At 58.5% G+C, this 26,857-nt stretch carries 22 protein-coding genes; 12 read left to right on the top strand and 10 right to left on the bottom strand.

Going from position 1 to position 26,857, the window contains the following annotated elements; translation table 11 throughout:
* Positions 1 to 36 precede the first annotated feature (36 nt).
* Entirely contained in the window at positions 37 to 531 is a 495-nt protein-coding gene (locus KGA88_RS23610) for a GreA/GreB family elongation factor (protein WP_110657107.1), read from the top strand.
* On the opposite strand, the gene gdhA is transcribed toward KGA88_RS23610, so the two are convergent.
* Both gdhA and ettA read right to left on the bottom strand, forming a co-directional pair.
* Positions 528 to 1,865, bottom strand: coding sequence for an NADP-specific glutamate dehydrogenase (gene gdhA / locus KGA88_RS23615; protein WP_223594624.1), 1,338 nt, complete (start codon positions 1,863 to 1,865; stop codon positions 528 to 530). The two genes, KGA88_RS23610 and gdhA, sit on opposite strands and share 4 nt — an antisense overlap.
* Positions 1,866 to 2,239: 374 nt before the next feature.
* Positions 2,240 to 3,904, bottom strand: coding sequence for an energy-dependent translational throttle protein EttA (gene ettA, locus KGA88_RS23620; protein ID WP_110657111.1), 1,665 nt, complete (start codon positions 3,902 to 3,904; stop codon positions 2,240 to 2,242).
* A gap of 288 nt (positions 3,905 to 4,192) precedes the next feature.
* Here ettA and KGA88_RS23625 point away from each other — a divergent pair, with 288 nt between their 5' ends.
* The 7 genes from KGA88_RS23625 to KGA88_RS23655 all read left to right on the top strand — a co-directional run bounded on the left by KGA88_RS23625 (position 4,193) and on the right by KGA88_RS23655 (position 14,055).
* Positions 4,193 to 8,041, top strand: coding sequence for an EAL domain-containing protein (locus KGA88_RS23625; RefSeq protein ID WP_223594625.1), 3,849 nt, complete (start codon positions 4,193 to 4,195; stop codon positions 8,039 to 8,041).
* 223 nt (positions 8,042 to 8,264) lie between these two features.
* Positions 8,265 to 9,518, top strand: coding sequence for a serine hydroxymethyltransferase (gene glyA / locus KGA88_RS23630; RefSeq protein WP_110657115.1), 1,254 nt, complete (start codon positions 8,265 to 8,267; stop codon positions 9,516 to 9,518).
* Positions 9,519 to 9,768: 250 nt separating this feature from the next.
* Complete coding sequence (locus tag KGA88_RS23635; RefSeq protein ID WP_223594627.1) at positions 9,769 to 10,320, top strand: hypothetical protein; 552 nt, start codon at positions 9,769 to 9,771, stop codon at positions 10,318 to 10,320.
* A gap of 105 nt (positions 10,321 to 10,425) precedes the next feature.
* Entirely contained in the window at positions 10,426 to 10,965 is a 540-nt protein-coding gene (locus KGA88_RS23640; protein ID WP_223594628.1) for a hypothetical protein, read from the top strand.
* Positions 10,966 to 11,254: 289 nt separating this feature from the next.
* Positions 11,255 to 12,568, top strand: a complete 1,314-nt coding sequence (locus KGA88_RS23645; RefSeq protein ID WP_110657122.1) for a C4-dicarboxylate transporter DctA — start codon at positions 11,255 to 11,257, stop codon at positions 12,566 to 12,568.
* Positions 12,569 to 12,635: 67 nt separating this feature from the next.
* Complete coding sequence (locus KGA88_RS23650; protein ID WP_110657124.1) at positions 12,636 to 13,340, top strand: FadR/GntR family transcriptional regulator; 705 nt, start codon at positions 12,636 to 12,638, stop codon at positions 13,338 to 13,340.
* Positions 13,341 to 13,365: 25 nt separating this feature from the next.
* Positions 13,366 to 14,055, top strand: coding sequence for a GntR family transcriptional regulator (locus KGA88_RS23655; protein WP_223594629.1), 690 nt, complete (start codon positions 13,366 to 13,368; stop codon positions 14,053 to 14,055).
* Between the two features lie 90 nt (positions 14,056 to 14,145).
* Here KGA88_RS23655 and yjiA read toward each other — a convergent pair whose 3' ends face one another.
* From yjiA to KGA88_RS23670, 3 genes are all read right to left on the bottom strand, one after another.
* Complete coding sequence (gene yjiA / locus KGA88_RS23660) at positions 14,146 to 15,117, bottom strand: GTPase (protein WP_110657127.1); 972 nt, start codon at positions 15,115 to 15,117, stop codon at positions 14,146 to 14,148.
* Positions 15,118 to 15,235: 118 nt separating this feature from the next.
* Positions 15,236 to 15,433 (bottom strand): YbdD/YjiX family protein, encoded by a 198-nt coding sequence (locus KGA88_RS23665; protein WP_007895266.1) that lies wholly within the window; start codon positions 15,431 to 15,433, stop codon positions 15,236 to 15,238.
* A gap of 15 nt (positions 15,434 to 15,448) precedes the next feature.
* On the bottom strand, positions 15,449 to 17,515 hold the full coding sequence (locus KGA88_RS23670; RefSeq protein WP_223594631.1) for a carbon starvation CstA family protein: 2,067 nt from the start codon (positions 17,513 to 17,515) through the stop codon (positions 15,449 to 15,451).
* Positions 17,516 to 17,675: 160 nt separating this feature from the next.
* On the opposite strand from KGA88_RS23670, the gene KGA88_RS23675 reads away from it, so the two are divergent.
* Positions 17,676 to 18,044 carry a PilZ domain-containing protein gene (locus KGA88_RS23675; protein WP_110657131.1) on the top strand — a complete coding sequence of 123 codons (369 nt, stop codon included), beginning with the start codon at positions 17,676 to 17,678 and terminating at the stop codon, positions 18,042 to 18,044.
* A gap of 129 nt (positions 18,045 to 18,173) precedes the next feature.
* On the opposite strand, the gene radA is transcribed toward KGA88_RS23675, so the two are convergent.
* Entirely contained in the window at positions 18,174 to 19,541 is a 1,368-nt protein-coding gene (radA, locus tag KGA88_RS23680) for a DNA repair protein RadA (protein WP_103396481.1), read from the bottom strand.
* Between the two features lie 641 nt (positions 19,542 to 20,182).
* Between radA and mscL the strand changes: the two genes are divergently transcribed.
* Positions 20,183 to 20,596 carry a large-conductance mechanosensitive channel protein MscL gene (gene mscL / locus KGA88_RS23685; RefSeq protein ID WP_110657133.1) on the top strand — a complete coding sequence of 138 codons (414 nt, stop codon included), beginning with the start codon at positions 20,183 to 20,185 and terminating at the stop codon, positions 20,594 to 20,596.
* A 44-nt stretch (positions 20,597 to 20,640) separates the two neighbouring features.
* Here mscL and KGA88_RS23690 read toward each other — a convergent pair whose 3' ends face one another.
* The gene (locus KGA88_RS23690; protein WP_110657135.1) at positions 20,641 to 21,417 is read right to left on the bottom strand and encodes a ferredoxin--NADP reductase; all 777 of its coding nucleotides are present in this window, start codon (positions 21,415 to 21,417) and stop codon (positions 20,641 to 20,643) included.
* Between the two features lie 305 nt (positions 21,418 to 21,722).
* Between KGA88_RS23690 and KGA88_RS23695 the strand changes: the two genes are divergently transcribed.
* Both KGA88_RS23695 and KGA88_RS23700 read left to right on the top strand, forming a co-directional pair.
* Entirely contained in the window at positions 21,723 to 22,436 is a 714-nt protein-coding gene (locus tag KGA88_RS23695; protein WP_223594632.1) for a helix-turn-helix transcriptional regulator, read from the top strand.
* A 175-nt stretch (positions 22,437 to 22,611) separates the two neighbouring features.
* Positions 22,612 to 23,736 (top strand): methyltransferase, encoded by a 1,125-nt coding sequence (locus tag KGA88_RS23700; RefSeq protein WP_223594633.1) that lies wholly within the window; start codon positions 22,612 to 22,614, stop codon positions 23,734 to 23,736.
* Between the two features lie 64 nt (positions 23,737 to 23,800).
* On the opposite strand, the gene KGA88_RS23705 is transcribed toward KGA88_RS23700, so the two are convergent.
* From KGA88_RS23705 to KGA88_RS23715, 3 genes are all read right to left on the bottom strand, one after another.
* Positions 23,801 to 23,968, bottom strand: coding sequence for a DUF2474 domain-containing protein (locus tag KGA88_RS23705; RefSeq protein ID WP_110657140.1), 168 nt, complete (start codon positions 23,966 to 23,968; stop codon positions 23,801 to 23,803).
* 85 nt (positions 23,969 to 24,053) lie between these two features.
* Positions 24,054 to 25,061 carry a cytochrome d ubiquinol oxidase subunit II gene (gene cydB / locus KGA88_RS23710; RefSeq protein ID WP_223594634.1) on the bottom strand — a complete coding sequence of 336 codons (1,008 nt, stop codon included), beginning with the start codon at positions 25,059 to 25,061 and terminating at the stop codon, positions 24,054 to 24,056.
* A 3-nt stretch (positions 25,062 to 25,064) separates the two neighbouring features.
* The gene (locus KGA88_RS23715) at positions 25,065 to 26,501 is read right to left on the bottom strand and encodes a cytochrome ubiquinol oxidase subunit I (protein ID WP_110657142.1); all 1,437 of its coding nucleotides are present in this window, start codon (positions 26,499 to 26,501) and stop codon (positions 25,065 to 25,067) included.
* Positions 26,502 to 26,857 lie beyond the last annotated feature (356 nt).

Consider the following 26,857-nt stretch of genomic DNA (forward strand, 5'->3'; position numbering starts at 1 on the left):
GCGACCATGGCCCAAACCCTATACCGGGAGAATTCCATGAGCCGTGCCTTCGTCAATGAAGATAACGCCGCCGCGCAAGCCGATCAGCCTGTCGAACGGCAGGTCAGCGCGCAGCCCAATTACGTCACGCCACAAGGCCTGGACCTGTTAAAGGGTAAAGTCGCCGAACTGCAAACCCTGCATGCCGAGCAATCGGCAAAAGGCGAGCAGGCGGACAAACAGCGCCTGGTCGATCTCGAACGTGATTTGCGTTACTTCAAGCAGCGCCTGGGCAGCGCTCAGGTCGTACTTGCTGCGACCTCGACCGAGAAAGTGCAGATCGGCAGTTGGGTGACTTACGCCGACGAACACGCCACCGAACGCCGGGTACAGCTGGTGGGCGAGGATCAGGCCGATGCCGCTCACGGCCTGATCAATTGGGGTTCACCGCTGGGTCGGGCACTGCTCGGCGCACGACTCAACGACGAAGTGCTGTGGCTGCGCCCCGCCGGGGATCAACAGATTGAAGTGATCCGCATCGAGCCGAGTTAAACGACGCCCTGGGCCAGCATCGCATCGGCGACTTTCACGAAGCCGGCGATGTTCGCGCCTTTAACGTAATTGACCCGGCCGCTCTCCTCACCGTAATGCACGCAAGCGTGGTGAATCGACTGGATGATGGCGTGCAACTTGCTGTCCACTTCGCCAGCGGTCCACGCCAGGCGCATGGCGTTCTGCGACATCTCCAGCCCGCTCACCGCCACACCGCCCGCGTTGGAGGCCTTGCCCGGCGCGAACAGAATGTCGGCCTCGATGAACAGGTCCACCGCCTCAAGGGTGGTCGGCATGTTCGCGCCTTCCGCGACACAGATGCAGCCGTTGCGCAGCAAGGCGCGGGCGGCTTCGGCATCCAGTTCGTTTTGCGTCGCGCAGGGCAGCGCGATGTCGCAACTCAGGCTCCATGGCAGCTGACCTGCGCGGAATTCCAGGCCAAAACGGCCGGCCAGTTCACTGATGCGCCCGCGCTGGACGTTTTTCAGTTCCAGCACCGCTTGCCATTGCTCCTCGGTCAAACCGCTTTCGCAGTACAGCGTACCTTCGGAATCAGACAGCGAAATCACTTTGCCGCCCAGGTCCATGACCTTGCGCGCGGCGTATTGCGCGACGTTACCCGAACCGGAAATCGCCACGCGCTTGCCCTCGACCGCCAAACCACGACGCTTGAGCATTTCTTCGGCGAAGTACACGCAACCGAAACCGGTGGCTTCCGGGCGAATCAGGCTGCCGCCGTAGCTCGGGCCCTTGCCGGTCAACACGCTGGTGAACTGGTTGCTCAGGCGCTTGTACTGGCCGAACAGAAAGCCGATCTCACGAGCACCGACGCCGATATCACCGGCCGGCACATCAACATCCGCACCGATATGACGGTACAACTCGCTCATGAAAGCCTGGCAGAAACTCATGACTTCGGCGTCGCTTTTGCCTTTGGGGTCGAAGTCCGAACCACCCTTGCCACCGCCCATTGGCAGCGAAGTCAGGGAGTTCTTGAAGGTCTGCTCGAAGGCAAGGAACTTCAGAACGCCCATGTTCACCGAAGGATGGAAACGCAAGCCACCCTTGTAGGGGCCAATGGCGCTGTTCATCTGGATGCGGAAACCGCGGTTGACCTGGACCTTGCCGTGATCGTCGACCCACGACACGCGAAACACCACCGCCCGCTCAGGCTCGCAGATGCGCTCCAGGATGCCTGAGTTCAGGTAATGCGGATTGGCCTCAAGAAACGGCCACAGACTGCGCAGAACTTCTTCGACGGCCTGGTGGAATTCGGGTTGATCCGGGTCGCGTTTTTTCAGGCGCGCAAGGAAGGACTCGACAGATTCGATCATGGAAAAGTCTCGGCAAATTTATTGTCGTTGGAGGAGATTGAGCCGGACTGTAACAAACGATTCGCGCACAGGAACAGAGCAAAATGTCGCATTCATGAAATTAAATGGTGCACAGGATATAAATTAATCTGTTTTTTGACCATTTTTGCACCTGAATAGGGATTCACCATTCGAGTATTGCACCATCAGGAACACCGCCTTCGCGAGCAAGCCCGCTCCCACAGGGGATCTTCTGTTGAATTGAGATTTGTGCCTTTCACAAAACCCTGTGGGAACGGGCTCGCTCGCGAATGGCGCGACTCGGTGTCATTGAAAAAACACAGGCAAAAAAAACGGAGCCCGAAGGCTCCGTTCTTTATGCAACCAACCCGAAATCAGGCCAGTTTCTTGTGCCGTACACGATGCGGCTGGGCAGCCGCGTCGCCGAGGCGCTTTTTACGGTCGGCTTCGTACTCGGTGTAGTTGCCTTCGAAGAACACCGCTTGCGAGTCGTCTTCGTACGCCAGGATGTGCGTCGCGACGCGGTCAAGGAACCACCGATCGTGAGAGATCACAATGGCGGCGCCCGGGAAGTCCAGCAGGGCTTCTTCCAGGGAACGCAGGGTTTCGACGTCGAGGTCGTTGGACGGTTCGTCGAGCAGCAGGACGTTGCCGCCCTCCTTCAGGGTCAGGGCCAGGTGCAAGCGACCGCGCTCACCACCGGACAGGTCCTTGACGAACTTCTGCTGATCGCCGCCCTTGAAGTTGAAGCGACCAACGTAGGTACGCGACGGGATCTCGTAGTTGCCGATGCGGATCTGGTCGGAACCGTCGGAGATCTGCTGGAACACGGTCTTGCTGCCATCCAGGTCTTCGCGGCTCTGGTCGACGCAAGCCAGCTGCACGGTTTCACCGACTTCGATGCTGCCCGAATCCGGCGTTTCCTTGCCCATCAACATGCGGAACAGGGTCGATTTACCGGCACCGTTACCGCCGATCACGCCGACGATGGCGCCTTTAGGCATGGAGAACGACAGGTTGTCGATCAGCACGCGATCGCCATAGCCCTTGGTGACGTTCTTGAATTCGATGACCTTGTCGCCCAGGCGTGGACCGGCCGGGATGTAGATCTCGTTGGTTTCGCTGCGCTTCTGGAATTCCTGCGATTGCATTTCTTCGAAGCGTTGCAGACGAGCCTTGGATTTCGACTGGCGGGCCTTGGCGCCTTTGCGCACCCACTCCAGTTCTTCCTTCATGGCCTTTTCGTGGGCCGACTGCTGCTTGGATTCGGCAGCCAGACGATCGGACTTGGCTTCCAGCCAACCCGAGTAGTTGCCCTCGTAAGGAATGCCCGCACCGCGGTCGAGTTCCAGGATCCAGCCGGCAACGTTGTCCAGGAAGTAACGGTCGTGCGTGATCGCGACCACGGTGCCCGGGAAGTCGTGCAGGAAGTGCTCGAGCCACGCAACGGAATCGGCGTCCAGGTGGTTGGTCGGTTCGTCGAGCAGCAGCATGTCCGGTGCGGACAGCAGCAGGCGGCACAAGGCCACACGACGCTTCTCACCACCGGAGAGGAATTCGACCTTGGCATCCCAGGCCGGCAGACGCAGCGCGTCGGCGGCGACTTCCAGTTGACGATCGAGGTTGTGGCCGTCGCTGGCTTGCAGGATCGCTTCGAGCTTGGCCTGTTCGGCAGCCAGTTTGTCGAAGTCGGCGTCTTCTTCAGCGTAGGCCGCGTAGACCTCGTCCAGCCGCGCCTGGGCGTTCTTGATCACGCTGACCGCTTCCTCGACCACTTCACGCACGGTCTTGGTCGGATCCAGTTGCGGTTCCTGCGGCAGGTAGCCGATGTTCAGCTCCGGCATCGGACGGGCTTCGCCCTCGAACTCGGTGTCGACGCCAGCCATGATTTTCAACAGCGTGGACTTACCCGAACCGTTGAGGCCGAGCACGCCGATCTTGGCGCCGGGGAAGAAGGACAGAGAAATGTTTTTCAGGATTTCCCGCTTCGGCGGAACAACTTTGCCCAGCCGATGCATGGTGAATACGTATTGAGCCATGGAGAACCTAGGGTCAGTGACAGATGAATGATTGGAGCGCAGGCAATGCCCGGCCAGACCGTGCGCGTCGCTCGCTTGAGGCTATCAATACGTGCGCGCTGAAAAAGTCTGAGTCTAGGAGCTGGAACGCTCCCGCGTAACCGGCAAAGCTACCTTAATGACAGATGGCAGTCCAGCCGACGGGCAGGGGCTGGCACTTCGCCACAACTCAAGGCATGCTAGCCGCCCTTCGGGCGTCCGGCTTATAGTGCACGTCGCGCCAGTCCAGCCAAACCGCAGGATTACAGCTTGTCCAATGTTCCTCCGCCACTGACTTCCAGCGCGCCGGCCACAGCGCCCGGCTCGCCCCTGCGCGGGACCTTGAAGGGCACATTGGCGACACTCGTGTTGTTACTGCTGGCCCTGCTGTTCTGGCAGTTGCTCGACCAGTTGCGCGAAACCCAGAAAAACCAGCGCCAGTACACCATCGACTACACCGCCGACCTGGCCGCGCAGGTCAGCCTGAACATGGCGCTCAACGCGCAGATCGCCCTCAATCTGTTGCCGATCGTCGAGCAACCGCAGGGCGCCGATGAAATGCAGGCCCTGCTGCGCAAGCTGCAACAGTCGCTGCCTGATCTGCGCAGCCTGGCGTTGCTCAGCCCATCGGGAAGAGTCATCAGTGACAGCGCCCCCGAAAACGATGACAGCGACTACCTGGTCGAACTGGTGCGCCGCAGCCACTCCCAGGCGCACTACTTCAGCAATGGCACCGATGGCTCCGTGGTGCATTTATTGTTGCATCAGGCCAGCGGCAGTTCCCGAGGCTATTGGGCCTTGCGCCTGACACCCACCTTCTTTTCGTCCCTGACCAAGCAAAGCGAGGCCGGTGGCCGCCCGATGTGGCTGGTGGAGAACCGCATCAATCATCAGATCATCAGCCGCGACGAAGCGCAGCCCGCGATCAATCCGGGCACGCTGACCGAGGACGATATCGCAAGCAGTGTGCTGACGGTTCCGTTGAGCAGCAGCGACTGGCAACTGCGTGGCTTGTTCGACCGTCAACACGTGCTGGAAGAGCTGCTGCCGGCGTTCATCGGCAAATGCCTGCTGGGCCTGGCGTTTTCCATGCTGCCATTCCTCGCCTTGCTGAACATGCGCCGGCGTCAGCACCAATTGAATGAAGGGCGTCGACGTTACCAGGACATTTTCGAAGGCACCGGCGTGGCCCTGTGCGTCCTCGACATGTCCGGGCTCAAGAACATGTTCGACAAGGCGCAATTGCAGGACAGTGAGCAACTGAAAACATGGCTGGCGGTTGCGGGACAACGTCGGCAACTGTTGCAGGAACTGCGGGTCACCGAAGTCAACCAGGTCGCGCTGCAACTGCTTAATGTCGATAACGCCGACAAGGCCTGGAAACTCCTGATCGACGGCAACCCGCAGGACGGCACCGCCATCGGCAAACAGGTACTCGACGCGGTACTCAACCAGCAGCAACAGCTTGAGCTGGAAATCAAACTGCAGGATGCCAGCGGTCGCGACCAGCACCTGTGGCTGGTGCTGCGCCTGCCGCAAACCCAGGACGACTATAAAGCGGTGATCCTGAGCATCACCGACATCACCAGCCGCAAGCTCATCGAGCTGTCATTGCTGGAGCGCGAAGGGTTCTGGTCAGATGTGGTGCGCACGGTACCGGATCATCTGTATGTGCAGGATGTGATCAGCCAGCGCATGATCTTCAGCAACCACCATCTGGGCCAGACCCTGGGCTACAACCGCACCGAGCTGCACCAGATGGGCGAATACTTCTGGGAAATCCTCCTGCACCCCGAAGACGCCGACTATTACCATCGTTCCCGCCAGGTCCAGCGCCAGGCCGGTTATCGCCAGTTGATGCAGTGCCAGTTGCGTTTCCGCCATCGCGACGGCCAGTGGCGACGCTTCGAGATTCGCGAGCAGGCACTGGCGCGGGACAAGGACGACCAGGTCACGCGGATCATCGGCGTGGCCAAGGACATCACCGACCAGATCGAAGCCAGCGAATCGCTGCGTGACAGCGAGCAGCGCTACCGAATGCTCGCAGAAAGCATCAGCGACGTGATTTTCTCCACCGACAGCCGCCTCAACCTCAATTACGTCAGCCCTTCGGTGCAAGCCGTGTTGGGCTACGACGCCGAATGGATTTTCCAGAACGGCTGGCAATCGACCATCGCCAACCCGCAACAATTGACCGGCATCTACCAGTTGATGGATCGGGTCAGCAAAGCGCTGGATCAGCCGGACCAACTGGCTGTGTTACGCAGCCAGGTGCAAACCCAACTGTTCCTGTTCGATTGCCTGCGGGCCGACGGGCGCAAGATCCCGATTGAACTGCGCCTGGTATTGGTCTGGGACGAGCACGGGACATTCGAAGGCGTGCTGGGCGTCGGTCGCGACATCAGCCAGCAACGCCGGGCCGAAAAAGACTTGCGCATGGCCGCCACGGTATTCGAACACTCGACCTCGGCGATCCTGATCACCGACCCGGCCGGCTACATCGTCCAGGCCAACGAAGCCTTCAGCCGTGTCAGCGGTTATGCCGTGGAGCAGGTGCTCGACCAGTTGCCGAACATGCTGACCGTCGACGACCAGCAGGAAGCCCATCTGCGTTACGTACTCAAACAATTGGGCCAGCACAGCACCTGGGAAGGCGAAGTCTGGCTCAAGCGTCGTAACGGCGAGCATTACCCGGCCTGGGTCGGGATCACCGCCGTGCTCGACGATGAAGGCGACCTGGCCAGTTATGTGTGTTTCTTCAGCGACATCAGCGAGCGCAAGGCCAGCGAGCAGCGGATTCACCGCCTCGCCTACTACGACGCCCTGACCCACCTGCCTAACCGCACGCTGTTCCAGGATCGCCTGCACACGGCACTGCAATCGGCCGAGCGGCAGAAGTCGTGGGTGGTGCTGATGTTCCTCGATCTCGATCGCTTCAAGCCGATCAACGACTCCCTGGGCCACGCCGCCGGCGACCGCATGCTCAAGGAAATGGCCACGCGCCTGCTCGGTTGCGTCGACGATGACGACACCGTGGCGCGCATGGGCGGCGACGAGTTCACTTTGCTCCTGCAACCGCGAGCCAACCGCGAAATCGCCCTGAACCGGGCCATTCATGTGGCCGAACAGATTCTCGCCAGTCTGGTGAAACCGTTCGTACTCGAAGGCCGCGAGTTCTTTGTCACGGCCAGTATCGGCATCGCCCTGAGCCCGCAGGACGGCAACGAGCTCAGCCAGTTGATGAAGAACGCCGACACGGCGATGTACCACGCCAAGGAGCGTGGCAAGAACAACTTCCAGTTCTATCAGGCGGACATGAACGCCAGCGCCCTGGAGCGGCTGGAACTGGAAAGCGACTTGCGCCACGCCCTGGAACAGAACGAATTCGTGCTGTATTACCAGCCGCAATTCAGTGGCGATGGCAAACGTTTGACCGGCGCCGAGGCACTGCTGCGCTGGCGTCATCCACGCCGCGGGCTGGTGCCGCCGGGGGACTTCATACCGGTGCTCGAAGAGCTCGGTCTGGTGGTGGATGTCGGCGACTGGGTGATCAGCGAAGCCTGCCGCCAACTCAAGGCTTGGCATCAGGCCAGGGTACGGGTGCCGAAGGTGTCGGTGAACATCTCGGCGCGGCAGTTCTCCGATGGCCAGCTCGGCACGCGAATCGCCACCATCCTCAGGGAAACCGGCCTGCCGCCGGCGTGCCTGGAGCTGGAACTGACCGAAAGTATCCTGATGCGCGAAGTCAGCGAGGCGATGCAGATCCTCGACGGCCTGAAAAACCTCGGCCTGAGCATTGCCGTCGACGACTTCGGTACCGGTTATTCATCGCTCAACTACCTCAAGCAATTCCCGATCGACGTACTGAAGATCGACCGCACCTTCGTCGATGGCCTGCCATCCGGAGAACAGGATGCGCAGATCGCCCGGGCGATCATCGCCATGGCCCACAGCCTCAATCTGGCGGTGATCGCCGAGGGTGTGGAAACCCAAGAGCAGCTGGACTTCCTGAGGGAGCACGGTTGCGACGAGGTGCAGGGTTACCTGTTCGGGCGGCCGATGCCGGCGGGGCGGTTCGAGGGGCAGTTCAGCAATGATGCGCTCTTTATGTTCGATTGAAGCGTTGCGCTGAGTTTGCTGACCTCTTCGCGAGCAAGCCCGCTCCCACAGGGGATAGCATTTCAAATGTGGGAGCGGGCTTGCTCGCGAAGGGGCCACCACAGACACCGCATATCAGGTCATGAAGCCCACTTGTCTGCGACATGATGCCGTTTCATATGCCTTCCAAAACCCGTTGGGGTAGAATGCCCCCCTTTTCCGCCCCCGATCCTTGAGGACCGCCATGTTCAGCCGTGATTTGACTATTGCCAAGTACGACGCCGATCTCTTTGCCGCCATGGAGCAAGAAGCTCAGCGCCAGGAAGAGCACATTGAGCTGATCGCTTCGGAAAACTACACCAGCCCTGCGGTGATGGAAGCTCAAGGCTCGGTACTGACCAACAAGTACGCCGAAGGCTACCCGGGCAAGCGCTACTACGGTGGTTGCGAGTACGTAGATATCGTCGAGCAACTGGCGATCGATCGCGCCAAAGAGCTGTTCGGTGCCGACTACGCCAACGTTCAGCCGCACGCCGGCTCGCAAGCCAACAGCGCCGTTTACCTGGCCCTGCTGTCGGCTGGCGACACCATCCTGGGCATGAGCCTGGCCCACGGTGGTCACCTGACCCACGGCGCCAGCGTTTCGTCCTCCGGCAAGCTGTACAACGCCATCCAGTACGGCATCGACGCCAATGGCCTGATCGACTACGACGAAGTCGAGCGCCTGGCGGTTGAACACAAGCCAAAAATGATCGTGGCTGGTTTCTCTGCCTACTCGCAGATCCTCGACTTCCCGCGCTTCCGCGAAATCGCCGACAAGGTTGGCGCTTACCTGTTCGTCGACATGGCCCACGTGGCCGGCCTGGTCGCCGCTGGCGTCTACCCGAACCCGGTTCCATTCGCTGACGTCGTGACCACCACCACCCACAAGACCCTGCGCGGTCCACGTGGTGGCCTGATCCTGGCTCGCGCCAACGCCGACATCGAGAAGAAGCTGAACTCCGCGGTATTCCCGGGCGCCCAGGGTGGCCCGCTGGAACATGTGATCGCCGCTAAAGCGATCTGCTTCAAGGAAGCGCTGCAGCCTGAGTTCAAGACCTACCAGCAACAAGTGGTGAAAAACGCCCAGGCCATGGCCAGCGTGTTCATCGAGCGCGGCTTCGACGTGGTGTCGGGCGGTACTCAGAACCACCTGTTCCTGCTGTCGCTGATCAAGCAGGAAATCTCCGGTAAAGATGCTGACGCCGCTCTGGGCAAAGCGTTCATCACCGTGAACAAGAACTCCGTGCCAAACGACCCACGCTCCCCGTTCGTCACCTCCGGCCTGCGCTTCGGCACTCCGGCTGTGACCACTCGCGGCTTCAAGGAAGCAGAGTGCAAGGAACTGGCCGGCTGGATCTGCGACATCCTGGCAGATCTTTCCAACGAAGCGGTGATCGACGCCGTTCGTGAGAAGGTCAAGGCTATCTGCAAGAAGCTGCCGGTATACGGCGCTTAATAAGCCCCGCTAAATCACAGCTGAGAAAACCGGCACTTGTGCCGGTTTTTTTATGCCCGTCACTTACAACTTCCAAAACTGTAACTTCCTCACAGACAACAGCACCGAATAAAATTTAAAATTTTGCAACACACCGAAAATCCGGATTTTAACCCCTGATGATAGTCTCGTCCCTGACAAGCAACGAATAACCCGACTCGCTCACCACAAATACGAGGGTTATTCATACATCAAGGAAGAGACTAAAATCATGTTCACAGATCGAACTCAATCGTTCACCGCCCAACTTTTTGTCGATAACAAGCCTATTGCCACGGTTCGAAAGGTTATAAACAAACTTCTTGAAGAACCGGACACTGGAGAAGGCTGGCACGAGTTTCATCGTAACGTTCGCAAAGACAACCCACTGGAACTTAGCTACAGCGAAGGTGTAACACCCGAAACTTTCTACTTCGCCTATCATGACGATGTATACACCATCCGGATTAAAGGCGTTAATAGTCTTTACCAGGCAACGGCAAGCATGGAAGGTGCAGCTCGTAATTTGAGCATCTTCGAAGGAAATGACCCCACTTACTTCCGCATCATCAACAGCTCCGGCAATGTTGTAAAAATGGACGAAATTCCGGACGCAATCAGCGAAATCTATCTTTACGCCGGCCCACAACGTCGGCCAGTTAAGTCCTATTCCGGACCACCCACCTTCCCGGTTCTGACCGATAATCCAAGCCGCATCGGGACCCCTCTGGTTTTCAAACTGAAAATCATTGAGCGCAACCCCAGTGATGCATCTTGGTTATAAGTACAAAACGCACGCAAGGAATTGTCGGTGCACTGTGTTCAATAAACCTCGCAACTTATAACAGCAACAATATTAACTTTCCCAATCAAGGAAGAGATAAGTGTCATGCAAAACATGGACAACCAATCGTTCACCGCTCAACTATTCGTCGATAAAAAGCCGGTTGCCCTAGCAGGCAAAGTCATTCGGAAAATGTTGGAGTCCCCCGACTTCAATGATGGTGAAAAGGCTATCCTCGAGAAAAAACTCGACATTTACGGAGACGTTCTTCTGAGTTACGCGGAGGACGTTGCCCCAGAAACGTTTCTCTTCGCCTATCACGACGACGTCTACACTATCAAAATTGAAGATCGTGACGGAAACTTCAAAAACAATGTAAGCATGGAAGGCGAACAGCGTAACCTGTCGGTTTTTGAAGGTAATGACCCTACTTACTTTCGCATCATTAACAGCCAGGGCGATAGTGCAAAACTGGACGACCTGTCAGGCGAAGTCAACAACATCCGCCTTCATACCGGTCCACAGCGTCGAGAGGTACTGACCTATGGCGAGTCACCAAACTTTCCGATTTTTACCGACAAAGAACGACGCGGCAAACTTGTCTTCTTCGATCTGAAAATCATCAATCGTAATGTCTCTCTATAAGACCGTCGATTGAATGCTCTGTGAGAGCATGATTTTAAAAAACCGGTCAGCGATGGCCGGTTTTTTTCTGCCCGGGAAAAATTCCAGCCTCCCAAAAGGCTCAAGGTCGGGGTATCCAACCCAACTGGTAAGACCGGTCATGCCAATTATGCAATTTCCACTTGCGAACAGCCGAAAATAGCGCCTAGACTCCACCTGCACTGGACATACCGGTAAGACCACAATAATTAAGTCCTGAAGTCGATGCGCCCTGCGCACGGCAGCCAGGACACCGACCAGGATTCCTCCCATGCTCAGATGGTGCTCGCGTTCAATCTTCCTCCAAGTGGTTCTCGGACTGGTGCTCGGCATCGTCTGCGGGCTGACCCTTCCCGAATACTCCGCTCAGCTCAAACCGCTCGGTGACGGTTTTATCAAGCTGATCAAAATGCTCATTGGCTTGATTGTGTTTTGCGTAGTGGTCAGCGGCATCAGCGGTGCCGGCGACCTGAAGAAGGTCGGCCGTATCGGCCTGAAATCGGTGATCTACTTTGAAGTCCTCACCACCATTGCGCTGGTGATTGGTCTGGTATTCGCCTTCAGCACCGGTATCGGTAGTGGCGCGAACATTCATCTGGAGCAGCTCTCCGCGGCCGATATGGGCGACATCGCCCAGCGGGGCCAGCACATGCACACCACCACGCAGTTCCTCATGGACCTGATTCCGACCTCGGTGCTTGGCGCCTTTGCCGATAACAATATCCTGCAGGTCCTGCTGTTTTCAGTGTTGTTCGGCAGCGCGCTGAATCTGGTGGGTGAAGCTGCGTCGGGCATCTCCCGGCTGATCAATGAGCTGAGCCACGTGATCTTCCGCATCATGGGCATGATCGTGCGTCTGGCGCCGATCGGCGTGTTCGGTGCGATAGCCTTCACCACCAGCAAATATGGCCTGGATTCCCTGCAGCACCTGGGCAGCCTGGTCGGCTTGTTCTACCTGACCTGCGTGGCCTTCGTTGGCCTGATTCTCGGCCTGGTGATGCGCCTCTCTGGCTTGAAAATGTGGCCGCTGCTCAAGTACCTGCGCGAAGAACTGCTGATCGTCATGGGCACCGCTTCGTCCGACGCTGTGCTGCCACAAATCATGCGCAAGCTTGAACACCTGGGCATCGGCAGTTCGACGGTCGGGCTGGTCATTCCAACGGGCTACTCGTTCAACCTCGACGGTTTCTCGATCTACCTGACCCTGGCCATCGTGTTCATTGCCAATGCCACCGGCACACCGCTGGCCATGACCGACCTGCTGACGATTCTGTTGGTCTCGTTGATCACCTCCAAGGGCGCGCACGGTATTCCCGGATCGGCGCTGGTGATCCTGGCGGCGACACTGACGGCCATTCCGGCGATTCCGGTGGTAGGTCTGGTGTTGGTGCTGGCCGTGGACTGGTTCATGGGCATTGGCCGGGCGCTGACCAACCTGATCGGCAACTGTGTGGCTACCGTGGCTATCGCCCGCTGGGAAAAGGACATCGATGTGCAACGGGCGAACAAGGTACTTTCCGGCCAGGTGGGTTATACCTTCCAGCCGCGAAAACCCGTGACCCCGGCGCATCAGCAGGAATTTTGAATAATCGCCGTGCCTGCTCCCGGGCAGGCACGGTCAATAACCGTTACAGATGCTCATGGAGCGAACAGTGATTACCACCTCGACCGTTGTGAATTCAGTCGTAGAAAAACTTCGGGCCGCACTGGCCCGCGGTCAGTGGCGCTCCGGCGAAATGCTGCCGGGGCAACGCGAACTGGCCGAACAATTGGGCATCAGCCGCCCGAGCCTGCGCGAAGCGGTCATCGTCCTGGAAACCCTGGGCCTGGTGCGCTCGATGCCGGGCAAAGGCGTAGTGGTGCTCGAAGCCAATCTCGCCGACAGCCAGGCGCATGAAAGCGCAGTGGCCGCGGCGAGCCTGGAGGATGTGCTGCAACTGCGCTATACCCTTGAGCCGTTCATCGTAGGCCTCGTGGCGCAGTCCATCAGCAGCAAGGAAGTCGGGCAACTGCGCCTGACCCTGATGGACATGCGCGAAGCCCTGGAGGCCAACGATAGTGAAGCCGGCGTAAGCGCCTACATCGCGTTCCACGAAGAGCTGTTCACGCTGACATCCAACCCGATCTTCCAGAGCGTGGTCCAGCAAACCAGCAATGCCCTCAAGCAGAGCGCCGAAGTGTTGCGTAATTCCCCAGAGCATCTGGCTGAACGCCTTGAAGAAAACGAAGCCGTGGTGCGGGCGATCCGCAGCAAGAACAGTGCCCTGGCCAGCGCCGAGATGCGCCGGCACATTCTTCGGGAAGGTCAGCGGATGGGCATCGAGCTGAACATTCCGGAAGACAACTTCGGCAGTTGAAACCTCTTCGAACTGGAGATTGGCCATGAACAGCTTCGCCTCGCCACAAACGCTCGCTACCCTGCCCGTCCGCCCTTCGGTGGATGATCTGTATTCGCGGGTCCTCGATGCCATTTTCGAACTGCGCATCCATTCGGCCAGTCGCTTTACCGAAGAAAGCCTGGCGCAGATGTTCGGTGCAAGGCGCAGCGACATGCGTGATGTCCTGACGCGATTGTCCCATCAACAGATCATCATCCTTCGAGTCAACCATCGCCCCCGCGTCGCCGAGCTTGATGCCGAGCAGACCCGGCAGACCCTGCATGCCCGGCGTCTGGCCGAGATCATGCTGGTGCGGCTGGCCTGTCAGCGCCCCTGCGCGCAAGACTTGAAGCGCCTGCGGACACTGGTCGAAAACGAGCGTCAATGCGCCGAGCGTGGCCGGGCGATTCGTTTGTCGGGAGAGTTTCATCTGCAGTTGGCACACATGGCGGGGAATGCACCGCTAGCGCATTTTCTTGAGAGCCTGGTACCGCTGACTTCGTTGGCGATTGCGCAATTTGATCTGCAGAAGAAGGATTATTGCGTGGAGCAAGTGCACATGGAGATTCTGGATGCGCTGGAGCAAGGAGACGCCGCGACGGCGCAAGTCGTGCTCAACCGGCATCTGGATTATCTGGAATATTTGTTGCTGAGCCCTGCATCGGCACTGGGCCAAAACTGTGCCGCAGGTTAGTGCGCTTTCGCTCCCACAGGCAATTGCACTTCAAATGTGGGAGCGAGCCTGCTCGCGATGGCGGTTTAAGGCTCGCTGCAATTTCTGACTTTAATCCGCCGCCACCCGCGCAAAACCCTCGCGAATCTTTTCTTCCGGCAAGTCATCGGCAATGAACACGATCACGCTCTCGCGCGCTTCGTCTTCCGCCCACTCGGTATCCCAGTCGAAACCATAAAGCTTCAGCACCCCCTGGAAGACCATGCGACGCGATTCGCCGAGGATATTCAACACGCCTTTGTAGCGCAGCAACTGCTTGCCGTGCTCCTCCAGCAGCTCGTTCATGAACTCGCTGAGCTTGTCGATATCCAGCGGTTTATCAGTGCGCAACACCAGGCTGGAAATGCGGTCGATAGACGGCGCTTTGCTCACCGGACGCAAACTTACCCCGCCACCCAGATCGGCATTGAGGTTGAAACCACGCACGTCGAGCAATTCGGCCAGGTCAATCCTGCCGTGGTCGACCACGCGAATCGGCGCGCGACGGTTGATGCGGGTCAGGCGCTCGCTCAACGCGGTGAAGGTCGGCTCGTCCACCAGATCGCGCTTGCTCACCAGCAGGCGGTCGGCAAAACCGATCTGTGCCTGGGCGATGGTCTGGGTCAGGTGCAGATCAGCATGAGCGGCATCGACCAGGGTGATGATGCCGTCGAGGATATAGCGTTCACGCAGTTCTTCGTCGATGAAGAAGGTTTGCGCCACCGGTGCCGGGTCGGCCAGGCCGGTGCATTCGATCACCAGCCGGTCGAACGCTATGTCGCCCTGGTCCAGGCGCTCCAGCAACAAGTAAAGCGCCTTGGTCAGGTCCGTATGAATGGTGCAGCAAACACAGCCGTTTGACAGCGTCATCACTTGCACTGGCTCGTCGCCCAACAACTGGGTATCGATGCCGGCATCACTGAATTCGTTCTCGATCACGGCGATTTTCAGGCCGTGTTCGGCCTTGAGCAGGTGGCGCAGCAGCGTGGTTTTACCAGCGCCGAGGAAGCCGCTGAGGATCGTGACAGGTATAGGGACTGACAAAATAAGGTCTCCTGGGCGCAGAAAAGACTGTAGGAGCCGGCTTGCTGGCGATGGCGTCCCGAAGATCGCTATCGCCAGCAAGCCGACTCCTACAGAGGTGATGCCTAAGCGGTTTGTTTCAACAGCACTTCGGCCCACCCTTGCCACCGTAACGGGCTTCCTGACGTTCGCGGAAGAACATCTCGTAGCTCATCACCGGTTTGTCCGGGTGTTTAGTCTGCATATGCTCGACGTAGTTGTCGTAGTCGGGCATGCCGACCATCAGGCGCGCGGCCTGACCGAGGTATTTACCGAGACGACTCAGGTCATTGAACATGGTGCAAATCCTCGATCACGCTTCCGGTAGCGCCTGGAATGGCGCTTCTTTATCCGTACGTTCTTTGCTGCCCCAGGCGGAAATACCGACCTTGAGCGCATAGAACAGGATACTGAACACCACGAACAGGAACAGCGCAGTCAGCGTTGCGTTGGTGTAGGCGTTGAAGATCACGTGCTGCATCTGGGTAATGTCCTTCGCCGGGGCGAGGATCTGACCATTGGCCAGCGCATCGCTGTATTTCTTGGCCAGCGACAGGAAACCGATCGCCGGGTTGGCATCGAACAGCTTGATGAAGCCCGCCGTAGTGGTGCAGATCAACAGCCATACGGCCGGCACTAGGGTTACCCAGATGTAGCGTTGGCGCTTCATCTTGATCAGCACGACGGTGCCGAGCATCAGCGCGATGCCGGCCAGCATCTGGTTGGAGATACCGAACAGCGGCCACAAGGTGTTGATGCCGCCCAGTGGATCGATCACGCCCTGGTACAGCAGATAACCCCACATCGCCACACAACCGGCGGTGGCGATCAGGTTGGCGGTCCAGGATTCCGTGCGACGCAGGGCCGGTACGAACGAGCCGAGCAAGTCCTGGAGCATGAAACGACCGGCACGGGTACCGGCGTCGACTGCGGTCAGGATGAACAGTGCTTCGAACAGGATCGCGAAGTGGTACCAGAACGCCATGGTGTTTTCACCCGGCAGAACACTGTGCAGGATCTGCGCGATCCCCACCGCCAGGGTCGGCGCACCGCCGGCACGGGCCAGGATAGTGGTTTCACCGATGTCGTGGGCCACTGCTTGCAACGCTTCCGGCGTGATGGCAAAGCCCCAGTTGCTGACCGCCGTCGCTACCGCCACCACATCCCCGCCGACCACGGCGGCCGGGCTGTTCATGGCGAAGTACACGCCCGGTTCGATCACCGAGGCGGCGACTATGGCCATGATGGCCACGAACGACTCCATCAGCATGCCGCCGTAACCGATGTAGCGGGCGTTGGTTTCGTTATCCAGCAGTTTCGGCGTGGTCCCGGAAGAGATCAGCGCGTGGAAACCCGAGACCGCGCCACAGGCGATGGTGATGAACAGGAACGGGAACAGCCCGCCCTTCCATACCGGGCCGGTGCCATCGATGAACTGGGTCAGGGCCGGCATTTTCAGCTCGGGCATGGTAATCAGAATGCCGATGGCCAACGCGATGATGGTGCCGATTTTCAGGAAGGTCGACAGGTAGTCACGGGGTGCCAGGATCAGCCACACCGGCAACACTGCCGCGACAAAACCGTAGCCGATCAGCATCCAGGTGATTTGTACGCCGGTGAAGCTGAACGCCTTGGCCCACACCGGATCCGCGGCAATCTGCCCGCCGAGCCAGATCGAGCCCAGCAGCAACAACACGCCAATGACGGAGATTTCACCGATACGACCCGGGCGGATGTAACGCATGTACACGCCCATGAACATCGCGATCGGGATGGTCGCCATCACCGTGAAAATGCCCCAGGGGCTTTCGGCCAGGGCCTTGACCACGATCAGGGCCAGCACCGCGAGGATGATGATCATGATCAGGAAGCAACCGAACAGCGCGATGGTGCCGGGGATGCGGCCCATTTCCTCGCGAACCATGTCGCCCAGGGACCGACCGTTGCGGCGGGTGGACATGAACAGGACCATGAAGTCCTGCACCGAACCGGCCAGCACCACGCCGGCGATTATCCATAGCGTGCCGGGCAGGTAGCCCATCTGCGCCGCCAGGACCGGACCGACCAACGGCCCCGCGCCAGCGATGGCCGCGAAGTGGTGACCGAAAAGAATGTGTTTGTTGGTCGGCACGTAGTCCAGACCGTCATTGTTGAGCACAGCGGGGGTGGCCCGTCGCGCGTCGAGTTGCATGACATTGTTAGCGATGAACAGACTGTAATAGCGGTAGGCAACCAGATAGATGGCCACGGCAGCGACCACAATCCACAAGGCGTTGATTGCCTCGCCCCGGCGCAATGCCACGACACCCAAGGCGCACGCACCTATGATTGCCAACAGCAGCCAAGGCAAATGGCGTAGCGGGCTATTATTATTTTTCATTTTATTATTCCAGCCAGAGTGGACAAGAAAGACAGCCACCCCGAGTTTAGCGCTCCTGACGGCAAAGGCCATAGCCCGACATTGGTCTAGCCACCTGCCCCCGCTGGCAGCCTTGAAGAATGCGGGTCTATAGTCAGCGTACATCTACGAGGATCGCGCCATGAGCGAGCACCCAGCCGAACGTCGCCGCTTCAAACGTATTGCGTTCGATGCCCGAACCGAGCTGAGTCAGGGTGAGTCCACCTGGCCGGTGACGTTGATTGATCTGTCGCTCAAGGGGTTACTGATCGAGCGACCCGATCCGTGGTTGGGCAATGCGCAGCAGGATTTTCTGGTCGACATTCATCTGAGCGAAGACGTCGACATCATCATGGATGTGCAACTGGCCCACGATGACCACGGCCAACTCGGTTTTGTCTGCCTGCACATCAGCCTGGAATCCATCGAACGCCTGCGGCGATTGATCGAGCTCAACCTGGCTGATAAGGCCGAGCTCGAGCGAGAGCTGGGCGCCCTGATCGAGATCTAGCCATCCCCGAATCCCCCCTGTGGGAGCGGGCTTGCTCGCGAAGGCATCGTGTCAGTCGACATCAATGTTGAATAAAAGACCGCTTTCGCGAGCAAGCCCGCTCCCACAGGGTTGTGTATTTACCTGAAGCTATTCGAACAACGCATCCAAGGCCTGTTCCAGTCGAGTCACGGCAATGATCTGCAATCCTGCCGGCGCCTCCTTCGGCGCATTGCCCTTGGGCACGATGGCCCGCTTGAAGCCGTGCTTGGCAGCCTCTTTCAAACGCTCCTGACCGCTCGGCACCGGACGCACCTCGCCGGAAAGCCCGACTTCACCAAACACCAGCAGATCGTGGGGTAACGGCCGGTTGCGCAAGCTGGACATCACCGCCGCCATCAACGCCAGATCGGACGCCGTTTCCAGTACCTTGACCCCGCCGACCACGTTGAGAAATACGTCCTGATCGTGGGTCGGAATGCCACCGTGACGGTGTAGCACCGCCAGCAGCATCGCCAACCGGTTTTGATCCAGGCCCAGTGTGACCCGGCGCGGATTGGCCAGATGACTGTCGTCCACCAATGCCTGAACCTCCACCAGCATCGGCCGCGTACCTTCCCATGTGGCCATTACCACACTGCCAGGGACTTCTTCCTGAGCGCGGGTCAGAAAAATCGCCGACGGATTGGAGACTTCTTTCAGGCCCTTGTCGGTCATGCCGAACACGCCCAGTTCATTGACGGCACCGAAGCGGTTCTTCACCGCCCTTAGCAGACGCAGGCGGCCATCGGACTCACCTTCGAAATACAGCACGGTGTCGACCATGTGCTCCAGCACGCGAGGGCCGGCCAGCGCGCCTTCCTTGGTGACGTGGCCGACCAGGAAAATCGCCGTACCGCTCTGTTTGGCATAACGCACCAGCAACGCAGCGCTTTCACGCACCTGGGATACGCCGCCCGGTGCCGATTGCAGTTGCTCGGTAAAAATCGTCTGGATCGAGTCGATCACCATCACCCTGGGCTTTTCCTGGCGGGCGGTGGCAATGATGGTTTCGATGCAGGTTTCGGTCATGACCCGCAGTTGATCCTGGGGCAACCCCAGGCGCCGCGCACGCATGGCCACTTGCTGCTGGGATTCTTCGCCGGTGACATAGAGCGCCGGCATGCTCTTGGCGAGGTTGCACAAGGTTTGCAGCAGTATGGTCGACTTGCCGATGCCCGGGTCGCCACCGATCAGCACCACCGAACCATCCACCAGACCACCACCCAGAACCCGGTCGAGCTCGCTGGAAGCGGTGGAGAAGCGTGGAACTTCTTCGACACTGACTTCGGCCAGAGTCTTGATCTGCGCCTGCTGGCCGGCCCAGCCGGTACGACCACTGGGGGCTGCAGCCCCGCCGCTTTCCACCATGGTTTCGGTGAGTGTGTTCCAGGCCCCGCACTCACCGCATTGGCCGGCCCATTTGGGGAAGGTTGAGCCGCACTCGGTGCAGCCGTACATGCGCTTGGCCTTGGCCATCGGAACTCCCGGAAAAAAACGCGATGATAGCTCAGCTGAGGGACACGAGTGCGGCCAGATATTTTGAAACCCCTTGGGTGATTTCAAATAGCCTTCATCTAGTTCAGGTATATTCAAATACATTCACCTTACAAAAAACCTGTATAAGTTTTTTACTCAACATACCCAACAAATTATGGCGCTACGCTTCATCGCCCGACTTGAAAAGTTGTACAACCGTTACTCACATACGTACTTATTGCACAACTCCGACAATACCCAAACAAAATTCAATTATTAACCCTGAGTAGCACGAAACTGAATTAGCCAACTTCCAGATTAACCGAACAGTTAACCGCCACTCTAACTGCAATTAATTTTCAAAACAGTTTCCGGCTACCACTTACCCGATTAACTTCAACCCTCCCGATTCAAGAATGGACTTTCGACTCACACAAACGAAGCCATTGCGCTGAAGAAAACACCGTACGCGAACCACTCTGGAAGACCTGGTCACCCCCACGGATGAGATCAATCGGTGAATTTTTCAACACCACCCGGGTCGATTGCAGGCAAGCACAGCAGGCAGTTGTTTCATGCAGGATGCGATTTGCTGATTTACACTGCGTTCATCAACCTCATCTGTAACAAGGAAATAACCTATGGGCGTGTTAAACGAGTTCAAGGCCTTCGCGGTCAAAGGCAACGTGGTCGACATGGCCGTCGGCATCATCATCGGTGCGGCCTTCGGCAAGATCGTGACGTCGTTTGTCGGTGACCTGATCATGCCGCCAATCGGCATGCTGATCGGTGGCGTGGACTTCAGTGATCTGGTCATAACGCTCAAGGCAGCGGAGGGCGCCACTCCGGCGGTGGTGCTGGCCTACGGCAAATTCATCCAGACCATCCTCGACTTCGTCATCGTTGCCTTCGCGATCTTCATGGGCGTCAAGGCCATCAACCGCCTGAAGCGCGAAGAGGCCGTGGCCCCTAGCCTGCCGCCGGTTCCAACCAAGGAAGAAGAGTTGCTGGGCGAGATCCGCGACCTGCTCAAGGCCCAAAACAACCGGCCCTGACTGCATCAGCATAAAAAAACGGCGCCTTTGAGGCGCCGTTTTTCTTACCAGAAGTTTTCCACCGCCACCTGGCCGGGTCGCCGGCTGAGGCTCAGGTGCATGTCCCGCTGTTTAAGCAGCTTGCGCGTGTCATCGATCATCTGCGGATTGCCGCACAGCATGACCCGTGAGTGCTCAGGCGTCAGCGCAACACCGGCGGCGCGCTCCAGTTCGCCGCTTTCAATCAGCGTGGTGATCCGCCCGTTCAATGCGCCAGGATGCTGTTCACGAGTGACCGTGGCGATGAATTGCAGCTTGTCTGCGTATTGCGCCAGATACTCACGTTGCGTCAGCCCCGCGATCAGCTCCTGGTAAGCCAGTTCCCGTGATTCGCGAACGCTGTAGACCAGGATGATCCGCTCGAATCTCTCCCAGACTTCGAAGTCCTGGAGTATCGACAGGAACGGCGCCACGCCGGTCCCGGTCGATAGCAGCCACAGGTCGCGCCCATCGACGAAACGGTCCGGTGTCAGGTAACCGAAGGCCTGGCGGTCGACGAGCAATGTATCGCCGACGCCCAAGCGGCTGAGTTCACTGGTGAACTCACCACCCGGTACGACAATGGAAAAGAACTCCAGGAACTCGTCATAGGGCGAGGACACCATGGAATAGGCGCGCCATACCGTGCTGCCGTCAGCCTTGGTCACGCCCAACCGGGCAAACTGCCCCGCCCGAAAACGAAACCCGGCATCCCGCGTGGCGCGCAGGGTAAACAGGTTCGGGGTCAACGGATGAACCTCGAGCAAGGTCTGGCGCGTAAATTTTTCTTCACTGACGGACATGGAAGGCTCCAATCAAAAGATGCCCCAGTGTCCCGCAAAGACGGCAGCATAAACACAGACAAATTGTAGTGGCATTGATAGGCACAAGTGATCGCTCACTAAATTCCACACACAATCATCATTGTTAAATGACATATGGCATTTTAAAACTCCTATATGCCTAAGAACCTTAAGCACACTTTTCCAATAGTCAAAAGAGCAAAATTGTTGCACCAACTCCGTAGGAACTGTCCTACACTTCCTGACGTGCCGGATCTCGGATCCAAAAAATGCACCAACAAGCTACGCTAATGGAGAATTCCCCCATGGAGATCTGGAAGGAGTCACAGCTTAAGCAATTAGCCCATACACAAGAGATTGATACTGCCTATCGAATCGCGCTCAACTTTGCCAGAAACCTTGGATATAAATTCTGTGGGTTTTCAATTACTTCTAATTCAGTCGGGGTCGACGCGAACCCGGTGAGCCTGAACAATTTCCCCCCTGAGTGGAACATTCAATATGAAAAGAATAATGACACGCGAATAGACCCGATAATGGCGCAGTGCAATCACTCAATGTTTCCTGTTGTCTGGAGTGAAGAGCTTTTTTCCAGGACACCCTGGCTATGGCAGTTGTTGCAGCAACAAGGTTTGCAGCATGGCTGGTCCCAGGCGATCCACGATGAGGAAACCGGCCTGAACAGCATTCTCAGCCTGGCCAGAAGCCACTGCCCGATTTCAGCCTACGAGCTGTACGAAAACCTTGGATTCTCAGTGTTCATCAGTCGCCACTTGCACGCTCTGGCGCTTGGGATGCAACCGAAAAGAAAGGTTCGCCCCCAGGCCCCCCCCTTGTCGCGGCGGGAACTCGAAGTCCTGAAACTCTCGGCCGATGGCAAGACAGCCTATGAAATTTCCAGGATCCTCAGTTTGAGTGAACGCACGGTCAACTTTCATGTGCACAGGGCTATCGAGAAGCTCGGCGTCAACAACAAGATTGCGGCAGTCCTCGCCGCAGCCCGTTCCGGGGCCATCTGAAAGCACCCCACCGAGGGAAAACCTGCGGGTAATCCAGGCAAAAAAAACGTACCATTTGCGGTCCCTCCTGAGTGTTGGCGTGCCGACCTTCACGGCGCAATACACTCGGACGGTTCCGCCCGCACCAACGCCTACAGGCTGCGGGACATCCGTTGATTACCCAGAGCCCCGCCCAATGCCTTTGCTCGAAACACCCTTCGCCAGCCTCGACCTGATCCGCCAGCCCGAACAGCAGAACGAACCGCTGCAAGCTTTCGATGCGGCCGATGAATACCTGCTCGATTACCTGGCTGAACAGCAGCCCACCGCTGACACCCGGGTGCTGGTGCTCAACGACAGCTTCGGCGCGTTGGCGGCCAGCCTGGCGGGCAAAATGCGGGTGGTCAGCAGTGGTGATTCGTTCCTGGCACTCCAGGGCCTGGAAAAGAACCTGGTGCGCAACGGCCTGGCGTTTGATGCGGTGCCGAGCGTCCCCGCCAGCGAGGCCCTGGTCGGGCCGTTTGACCGGGTGCTGATCCGTGTGCCGAAAACCCTGGCACTGCTGGAGGAGCAACTGATCCGCCTGCAAGGCCAACTGGCACCCGGCGCCCAAGTGATTGCCGCCGCCATGATCAAGCATCTGCCCCGGGCAGCGGGCGACTTGCTGGAGCGTTACATCGGCCCCGTGCAAGCCTCGCTGGCAGTAAAGAAGGCGCGGCTATTGATTGCCACGGCTGAAGACAAAACCCCGGCTGTGTCGCCTTACCCAACGCGATACAGGCTCGACGATCCGGCCATCGAACTGCTCAACCACGCCAATGTGTTTTGCCGCGAAGGCCTGGATATCGGCACACGGGCATTTTTGCCACACCTGCCGAAAAATCTCGGCTCGGCGCGGGTTGCCGATCTCGGTTGCGGCAATGGCGTCCTGGCCATCGCCAGCGCCCTGAAAAACCCCGAGGCCCACTACACGCTAGTGGACGAGTCGTTCATGGCGGTGCAATCAGCCGCCGAAAACTGGCGCGCAGCCTTGGGTGAACGGGAAGTGCTCGTGCGTGCCGGCGATGGCTTGGCCGGCCAGGAACCGCAATCGCTTGACGTCGTACTGTGCAATCCACCGTTTCACCAGCAACAAGTGGTGGGCGACTTCCTGGCCTGGCGGATGTTCCAGCAGGCGCGCGAAGCGCTGGTCGTGGGTGGCGCGTTGTACATCGTCGGTAACCGTCATCTGGGATACCACAGCAAGCTGGCGCGATTGTTCCGTGGCGTCGAGCAAGTGGCAGCCAATCCTAAATTCGTGATCCTCAAGGCGCGCAAATAACAGGCAAAAAAAACCCTCCGGTCGGAGGGTCGTAAATCCGTGCCTTGAGGCTACGGGAGGGATGTCAGTGCGTGGTCAGGCCGGCCGCGTTCATGAACAGGCGCATCAGGCTGGCGACGATGAACAAGGCGCCCACGCTGCCGACCCAGATCAGGGCCAACCAGCCGAGCCGCTGCCACAGCGGCTTTTTTTCGGCTTCTTCGATGTCGTGCAGGGTGTGTTTGGCGGCCATAACGTCAATCCTCTTCAAGATTGATGGCGTCGCATCCGACGCCATCGCGAGCAAGCTCGCTCCTACAGGTTCGTGGTGCACAGGGCTAGTGGTAACCGTCTTCATGGGTAACCTTGCCGCGGAACACGTAGTAGCTCCAGAAGGTGTAGCCCAGGATGAACGGGATGATGAACAGCGTGCCCACCAACATGAAGCCCTGGCTTTGCGGCGGCGCGGCGGCATCCCAGATCGAGATCGATGGCGGGATGATGTTCGGCCACAGGCTGATACCCAGACCGCTGTAGCCGAGGAAGATCAGCACAAGGGTTAGCAGGAACGGCGTGTAATGCGCGTTGCGGGCCACGGCGCGGATCAGGCCGTACATCGTCACCAGCACCAGGATCGGCACCGGCATGAACCAGAACAGATTCGGCATGGTGAACCAGCGTGCGGCGATGTCCGTGTGGGCCAACGGGGTCCAGATGCTGACGATGCCGATCACCGCCAGCAGCACGAAGGCCAAAGGCCGTGCCAGGTCGCGCATCTGTTCCTGCAACTTGCCTTCGGTCTTCATGATCAGCCAGGTGCAACCGAGCAACGCATAGGCCACCACCAGCGCCGCGCCACAGAACATCGTGAACGGTGTCAGCCAGTCCAGGGAGCCACCGGCGAACTGCCGATTGACCACCGGCAGCCCATCGATGAATGCGCCGAGCGCAACACCCTGGAAGAATGTCGCGGTAACCGAGCCACCGATGAACGCCTTGTCCCACAGGTGACGCTTGTCGTCCCGGGCCTTGAAGCGGAACTCAAAGGCCACGCCGCGGAAGATCAACCCGATCAACATCAGGATCAGCGGCAGGTACAACGCCGAGAGCACCACCGAATAGGCCAGCGGAAACGCGCCGAACAACGCCGCGCCACCCAACACCAGCCAGGTTTCGTTGCCGTCCCAGACCGGGGCGACAGTGTTCATCATCACATCGCGATCGGTCTTGCCCGGAATGAACGGGAAGAGAATGCCGATGCCCAGGTCGAAACCGTCCATGACCACGTACATCATGATGCCGAAGATGATGATCACGGCCCAGATCAGCGGAAGATCAATACCCATGATTCAAATCTCCTTGGTCAGGCTGTGGCCGGCATCGGCGTGATCGTCGTCGGCCGCGGACAGCGGACGGGCCGGTGTGCGTTTCTGGCCGGGACCTCCGTCGTTGGTTTCCTTGCCTTCGTCGATCTTCGGCCCCTTGCGCACCAGGCGCATCATGTAGCCAAGACCGGCGCCAAACAGCGCGAAATAGACCACGACAAACAGGATCAGGGTGATGCTCATCTGCATGAAGCTATGGTTGGACGACGCATCCGCCGTGCGCATCAGGCCGTAGACCACCCACGGCTGACGGCCAATTTCGGTAGTGAACCAGCCGGCGAGGATCGCGATCAGGCCGGACGGCCCCATCCACAACGCCAGGTACAGGAACGGCCGCGAGGTGTAGAGGGTGTCACGCTTGCGCAGCCACAGGCTCCACAGGCCGGTGAAGATCATCAGGAAACCCAGGCCCACCATGATCCGGAACGACCAGAACACAATGGTCGAATTCGGCCGGTCTTCAGGCGGGAACTCCTTGAGCGCCGGCACCTGTTTATCCAGGGAGTGCGTGAGGATCAGGCTGCCCAGATACGGGATCTCGACGGCGAATTTGGTTTTCTCCTCCTTCATGTCCGGCCAGCCAAACAGGATCAGCGGAGTCGCCTCGTTGCCCTTGTTTTCCCAGTGGCCTTCGATCGCGGCGATTTTTGCCGGCTGATGCTCAAGCGTATTGAGGCCGTGGAAATCACCGATGACCGCCTGGATCGGCGCGACGATCAATGCCATCCACATGGCCATCGAGAGCATTTTGCGGATCGCCGGGTTGTCCTTGCCGCGCAGCAAATGCCAGGCCGCGGAGGAACCGACGAAAAACGCCGTGGCAACGAACGCCGCCGTGGCCATGTGCATCAGGCGGTACGGGAACGACGGGTTGAAAATGATCGCCAGCCAGTCGGTGGGGATGACCTGGCCGTTGACGATCTCGAAGCCCTGCGGGGTCTGCATCCAGCTGTTGGAAGCGAGAATCCAGAAGGTCGAGATCAGCGTACCGATGGCCACCATCACGGTGGCAAAGAAGTGCAGGCCACGCCCGACCTTGTTCCAGCCAAACAGCATGACGCCGAGGAACCCGGCCTCGAGGAAGAATGCCGTGAGCACTTCATAGGTCAGCAAAGGCCCGGTTACCGAACCGGCGAAGTCCGAAAAGCGGCTCCAGTTGGTGCCGAACTGATAGGCCATGACCAGGCCGGAAACCACCCCCATGCCGAAGTTGACGGCAAAGATCTTCGACCAGAAATGGTAGAGGTCACGGTAGGTGTCGTTATGGGTTTTCAGCCACAGGCCTTCGAGTACCGCCAGGTAACTCGCCAGGCCGATGGTGATGGCCGGAAACAGGATGTGGAACGAGATGGTGAACGCGAACTGAATTCGGGCGAGATCAAGTGCCTCTAAACCGAACATAAGTCTTCCTCTGTCAGGTAGTACGGCTGCTGGCTGGAAGCCTGCACCCACGGCCCCCACGGGTATGGAGTGTGGCGAATCTCTGTTTGTTCTTTTTTTTTGCACGCATCACAACGCAGGGAGTCTGGCCTTGCGGCCGCCGGATCAATTCCTTTTGTGGGTTTTGATCTGGATCAATCAACGATGAAAGAGTAGTCCCAATTTCGGGGATGAACCGCGTGGTCTTTTGCCGCGTGACAAGTTGCCTCACGGCCTTGGTCACGACCTGAAATACATTTCCTGTGGAAAATCGATGTCTGGCTAACTAATTTTTTTGTCATGGCAACTTCCTGTTACAGGTTGGTGATAATCTCGAC

This window comes from Pseudomonas sp. A-R-19 (assembly GCF_019956575.1).
Classification (GTDB): domain Bacteria; phylum Pseudomonadota; class Gammaproteobacteria; order Pseudomonadales; family Pseudomonadaceae; genus Aquipseudomonas.

What these genes read in the sequence shown, in the direction of transcription:
- radA (WP_103396481.1), bottom strand. Translation starts at nt 19,541, where the DNA reads ATGGCCAAGGCCAAGCGCATGTACGGCTGCACCGAGTGCGGCTCAACC.
- KGA88_RS23690 (WP_110657135.1), bottom strand. Translation starts at nt 21,417, where the DNA reads ATGTCCGTCAGTGAAGAAAAATTTACGCGCCAGACCTTGCTCGAGGTT.
- KGA88_RS23695 (WP_223594632.1), top strand. Translation starts at nt 21,723, where the DNA reads ATGGAGATCTGGAAGGAGTCACAGCTTAAGCAATTAGCCCATACACAA.
- KGA88_RS23640 (WP_223594628.1), top strand. Translation starts at nt 10,426, where the DNA reads ATGCAAAACATGGACAACCAATCGTTCACCGCTCAACTATTCGTCGAT.
- mscL (WP_110657133.1), top strand. Translation starts at nt 20,183, where the DNA reads ATGGGCGTGTTAAACGAGTTCAAGGCCTTCGCGGTCAAAGGCAACGTG.
- KGA88_RS23715 (WP_110657142.1), bottom strand. Translation starts at nt 26,501, where the DNA reads ATGTTCGGTTTAGAGGCACTTGATCTCGCCCGAATTCAGTTCGCGTTC.
- KGA88_RS23700 (WP_223594633.1), top strand. Translation starts at nt 22,612, where the DNA reads ATGCCTTTGCTCGAAACACCCTTCGCCAGCCTCGACCTGATCCGCCAG.
- gdhA (WP_223594624.1), bottom strand. Translation starts at nt 1,865, where the DNA reads ATGATCGAATCTGTCGAGTCCTTCCTTGCGCGCCTGAAAAAACGCGAC.
- KGA88_RS23665 (WP_007895266.1), bottom strand. Translation starts at nt 15,433, where the DNA reads ATGTTCAATGACCTGAGTCGTCTCGGTAAATACCTCGGTCAGGCCGCG.
- glyA (WP_110657115.1), top strand. Translation starts at nt 8,265, where the DNA reads ATGTTCAGCCGTGATTTGACTATTGCCAAGTACGACGCCGATCTCTTT.
- KGA88_RS23675 (WP_110657131.1), top strand. Translation starts at nt 17,676, where the DNA reads ATGAGCGAGCACCCAGCCGAACGTCGCCGCTTCAAACGTATTGCGTTC.
- ettA (WP_110657111.1), bottom strand. Translation starts at nt 3,904, where the DNA reads ATGGCTCAATACGTATTCACCATGCATCGGCTGGGCAAAGTTGTTCCG.
- KGA88_RS23705 (WP_110657140.1), bottom strand. Translation starts at nt 23,968, where the DNA reads ATGGCCGCCAAACACACCCTGCACGACATCGAAGAAGCCGAAAAAAAG.
- KGA88_RS23670 (WP_223594631.1), bottom strand. Translation starts at nt 17,515, where the DNA reads ATGAAAAATAATAATAGCCCGCTACGCCATTTGCCTTGGCTGCTGTTG.
- KGA88_RS23610 (WP_110657107.1), top strand. Translation starts at nt 37, where the DNA reads ATGAGCCGTGCCTTCGTCAATGAAGATAACGCCGCCGCGCAAGCCGAT.
- cydB (WP_223594634.1), bottom strand. Translation starts at nt 25,061, where the DNA reads ATGGGTATTGATCTTCCGCTGATCTGGGCCGTGATCATCATCTTCGGC.
- KGA88_RS23645 (WP_110657122.1), top strand. Translation starts at nt 11,255, where the DNA reads ATGCTCAGATGGTGCTCGCGTTCAATCTTCCTCCAAGTGGTTCTCGGA.
- KGA88_RS23635 (WP_223594627.1), top strand. Translation starts at nt 9,769, where the DNA reads ATGTTCACAGATCGAACTCAATCGTTCACCGCCCAACTTTTTGTCGAT.
- KGA88_RS23655 (WP_223594629.1), top strand. Translation starts at nt 13,366, where the DNA reads ATGAACAGCTTCGCCTCGCCACAAACGCTCGCTACCCTGCCCGTCCGC.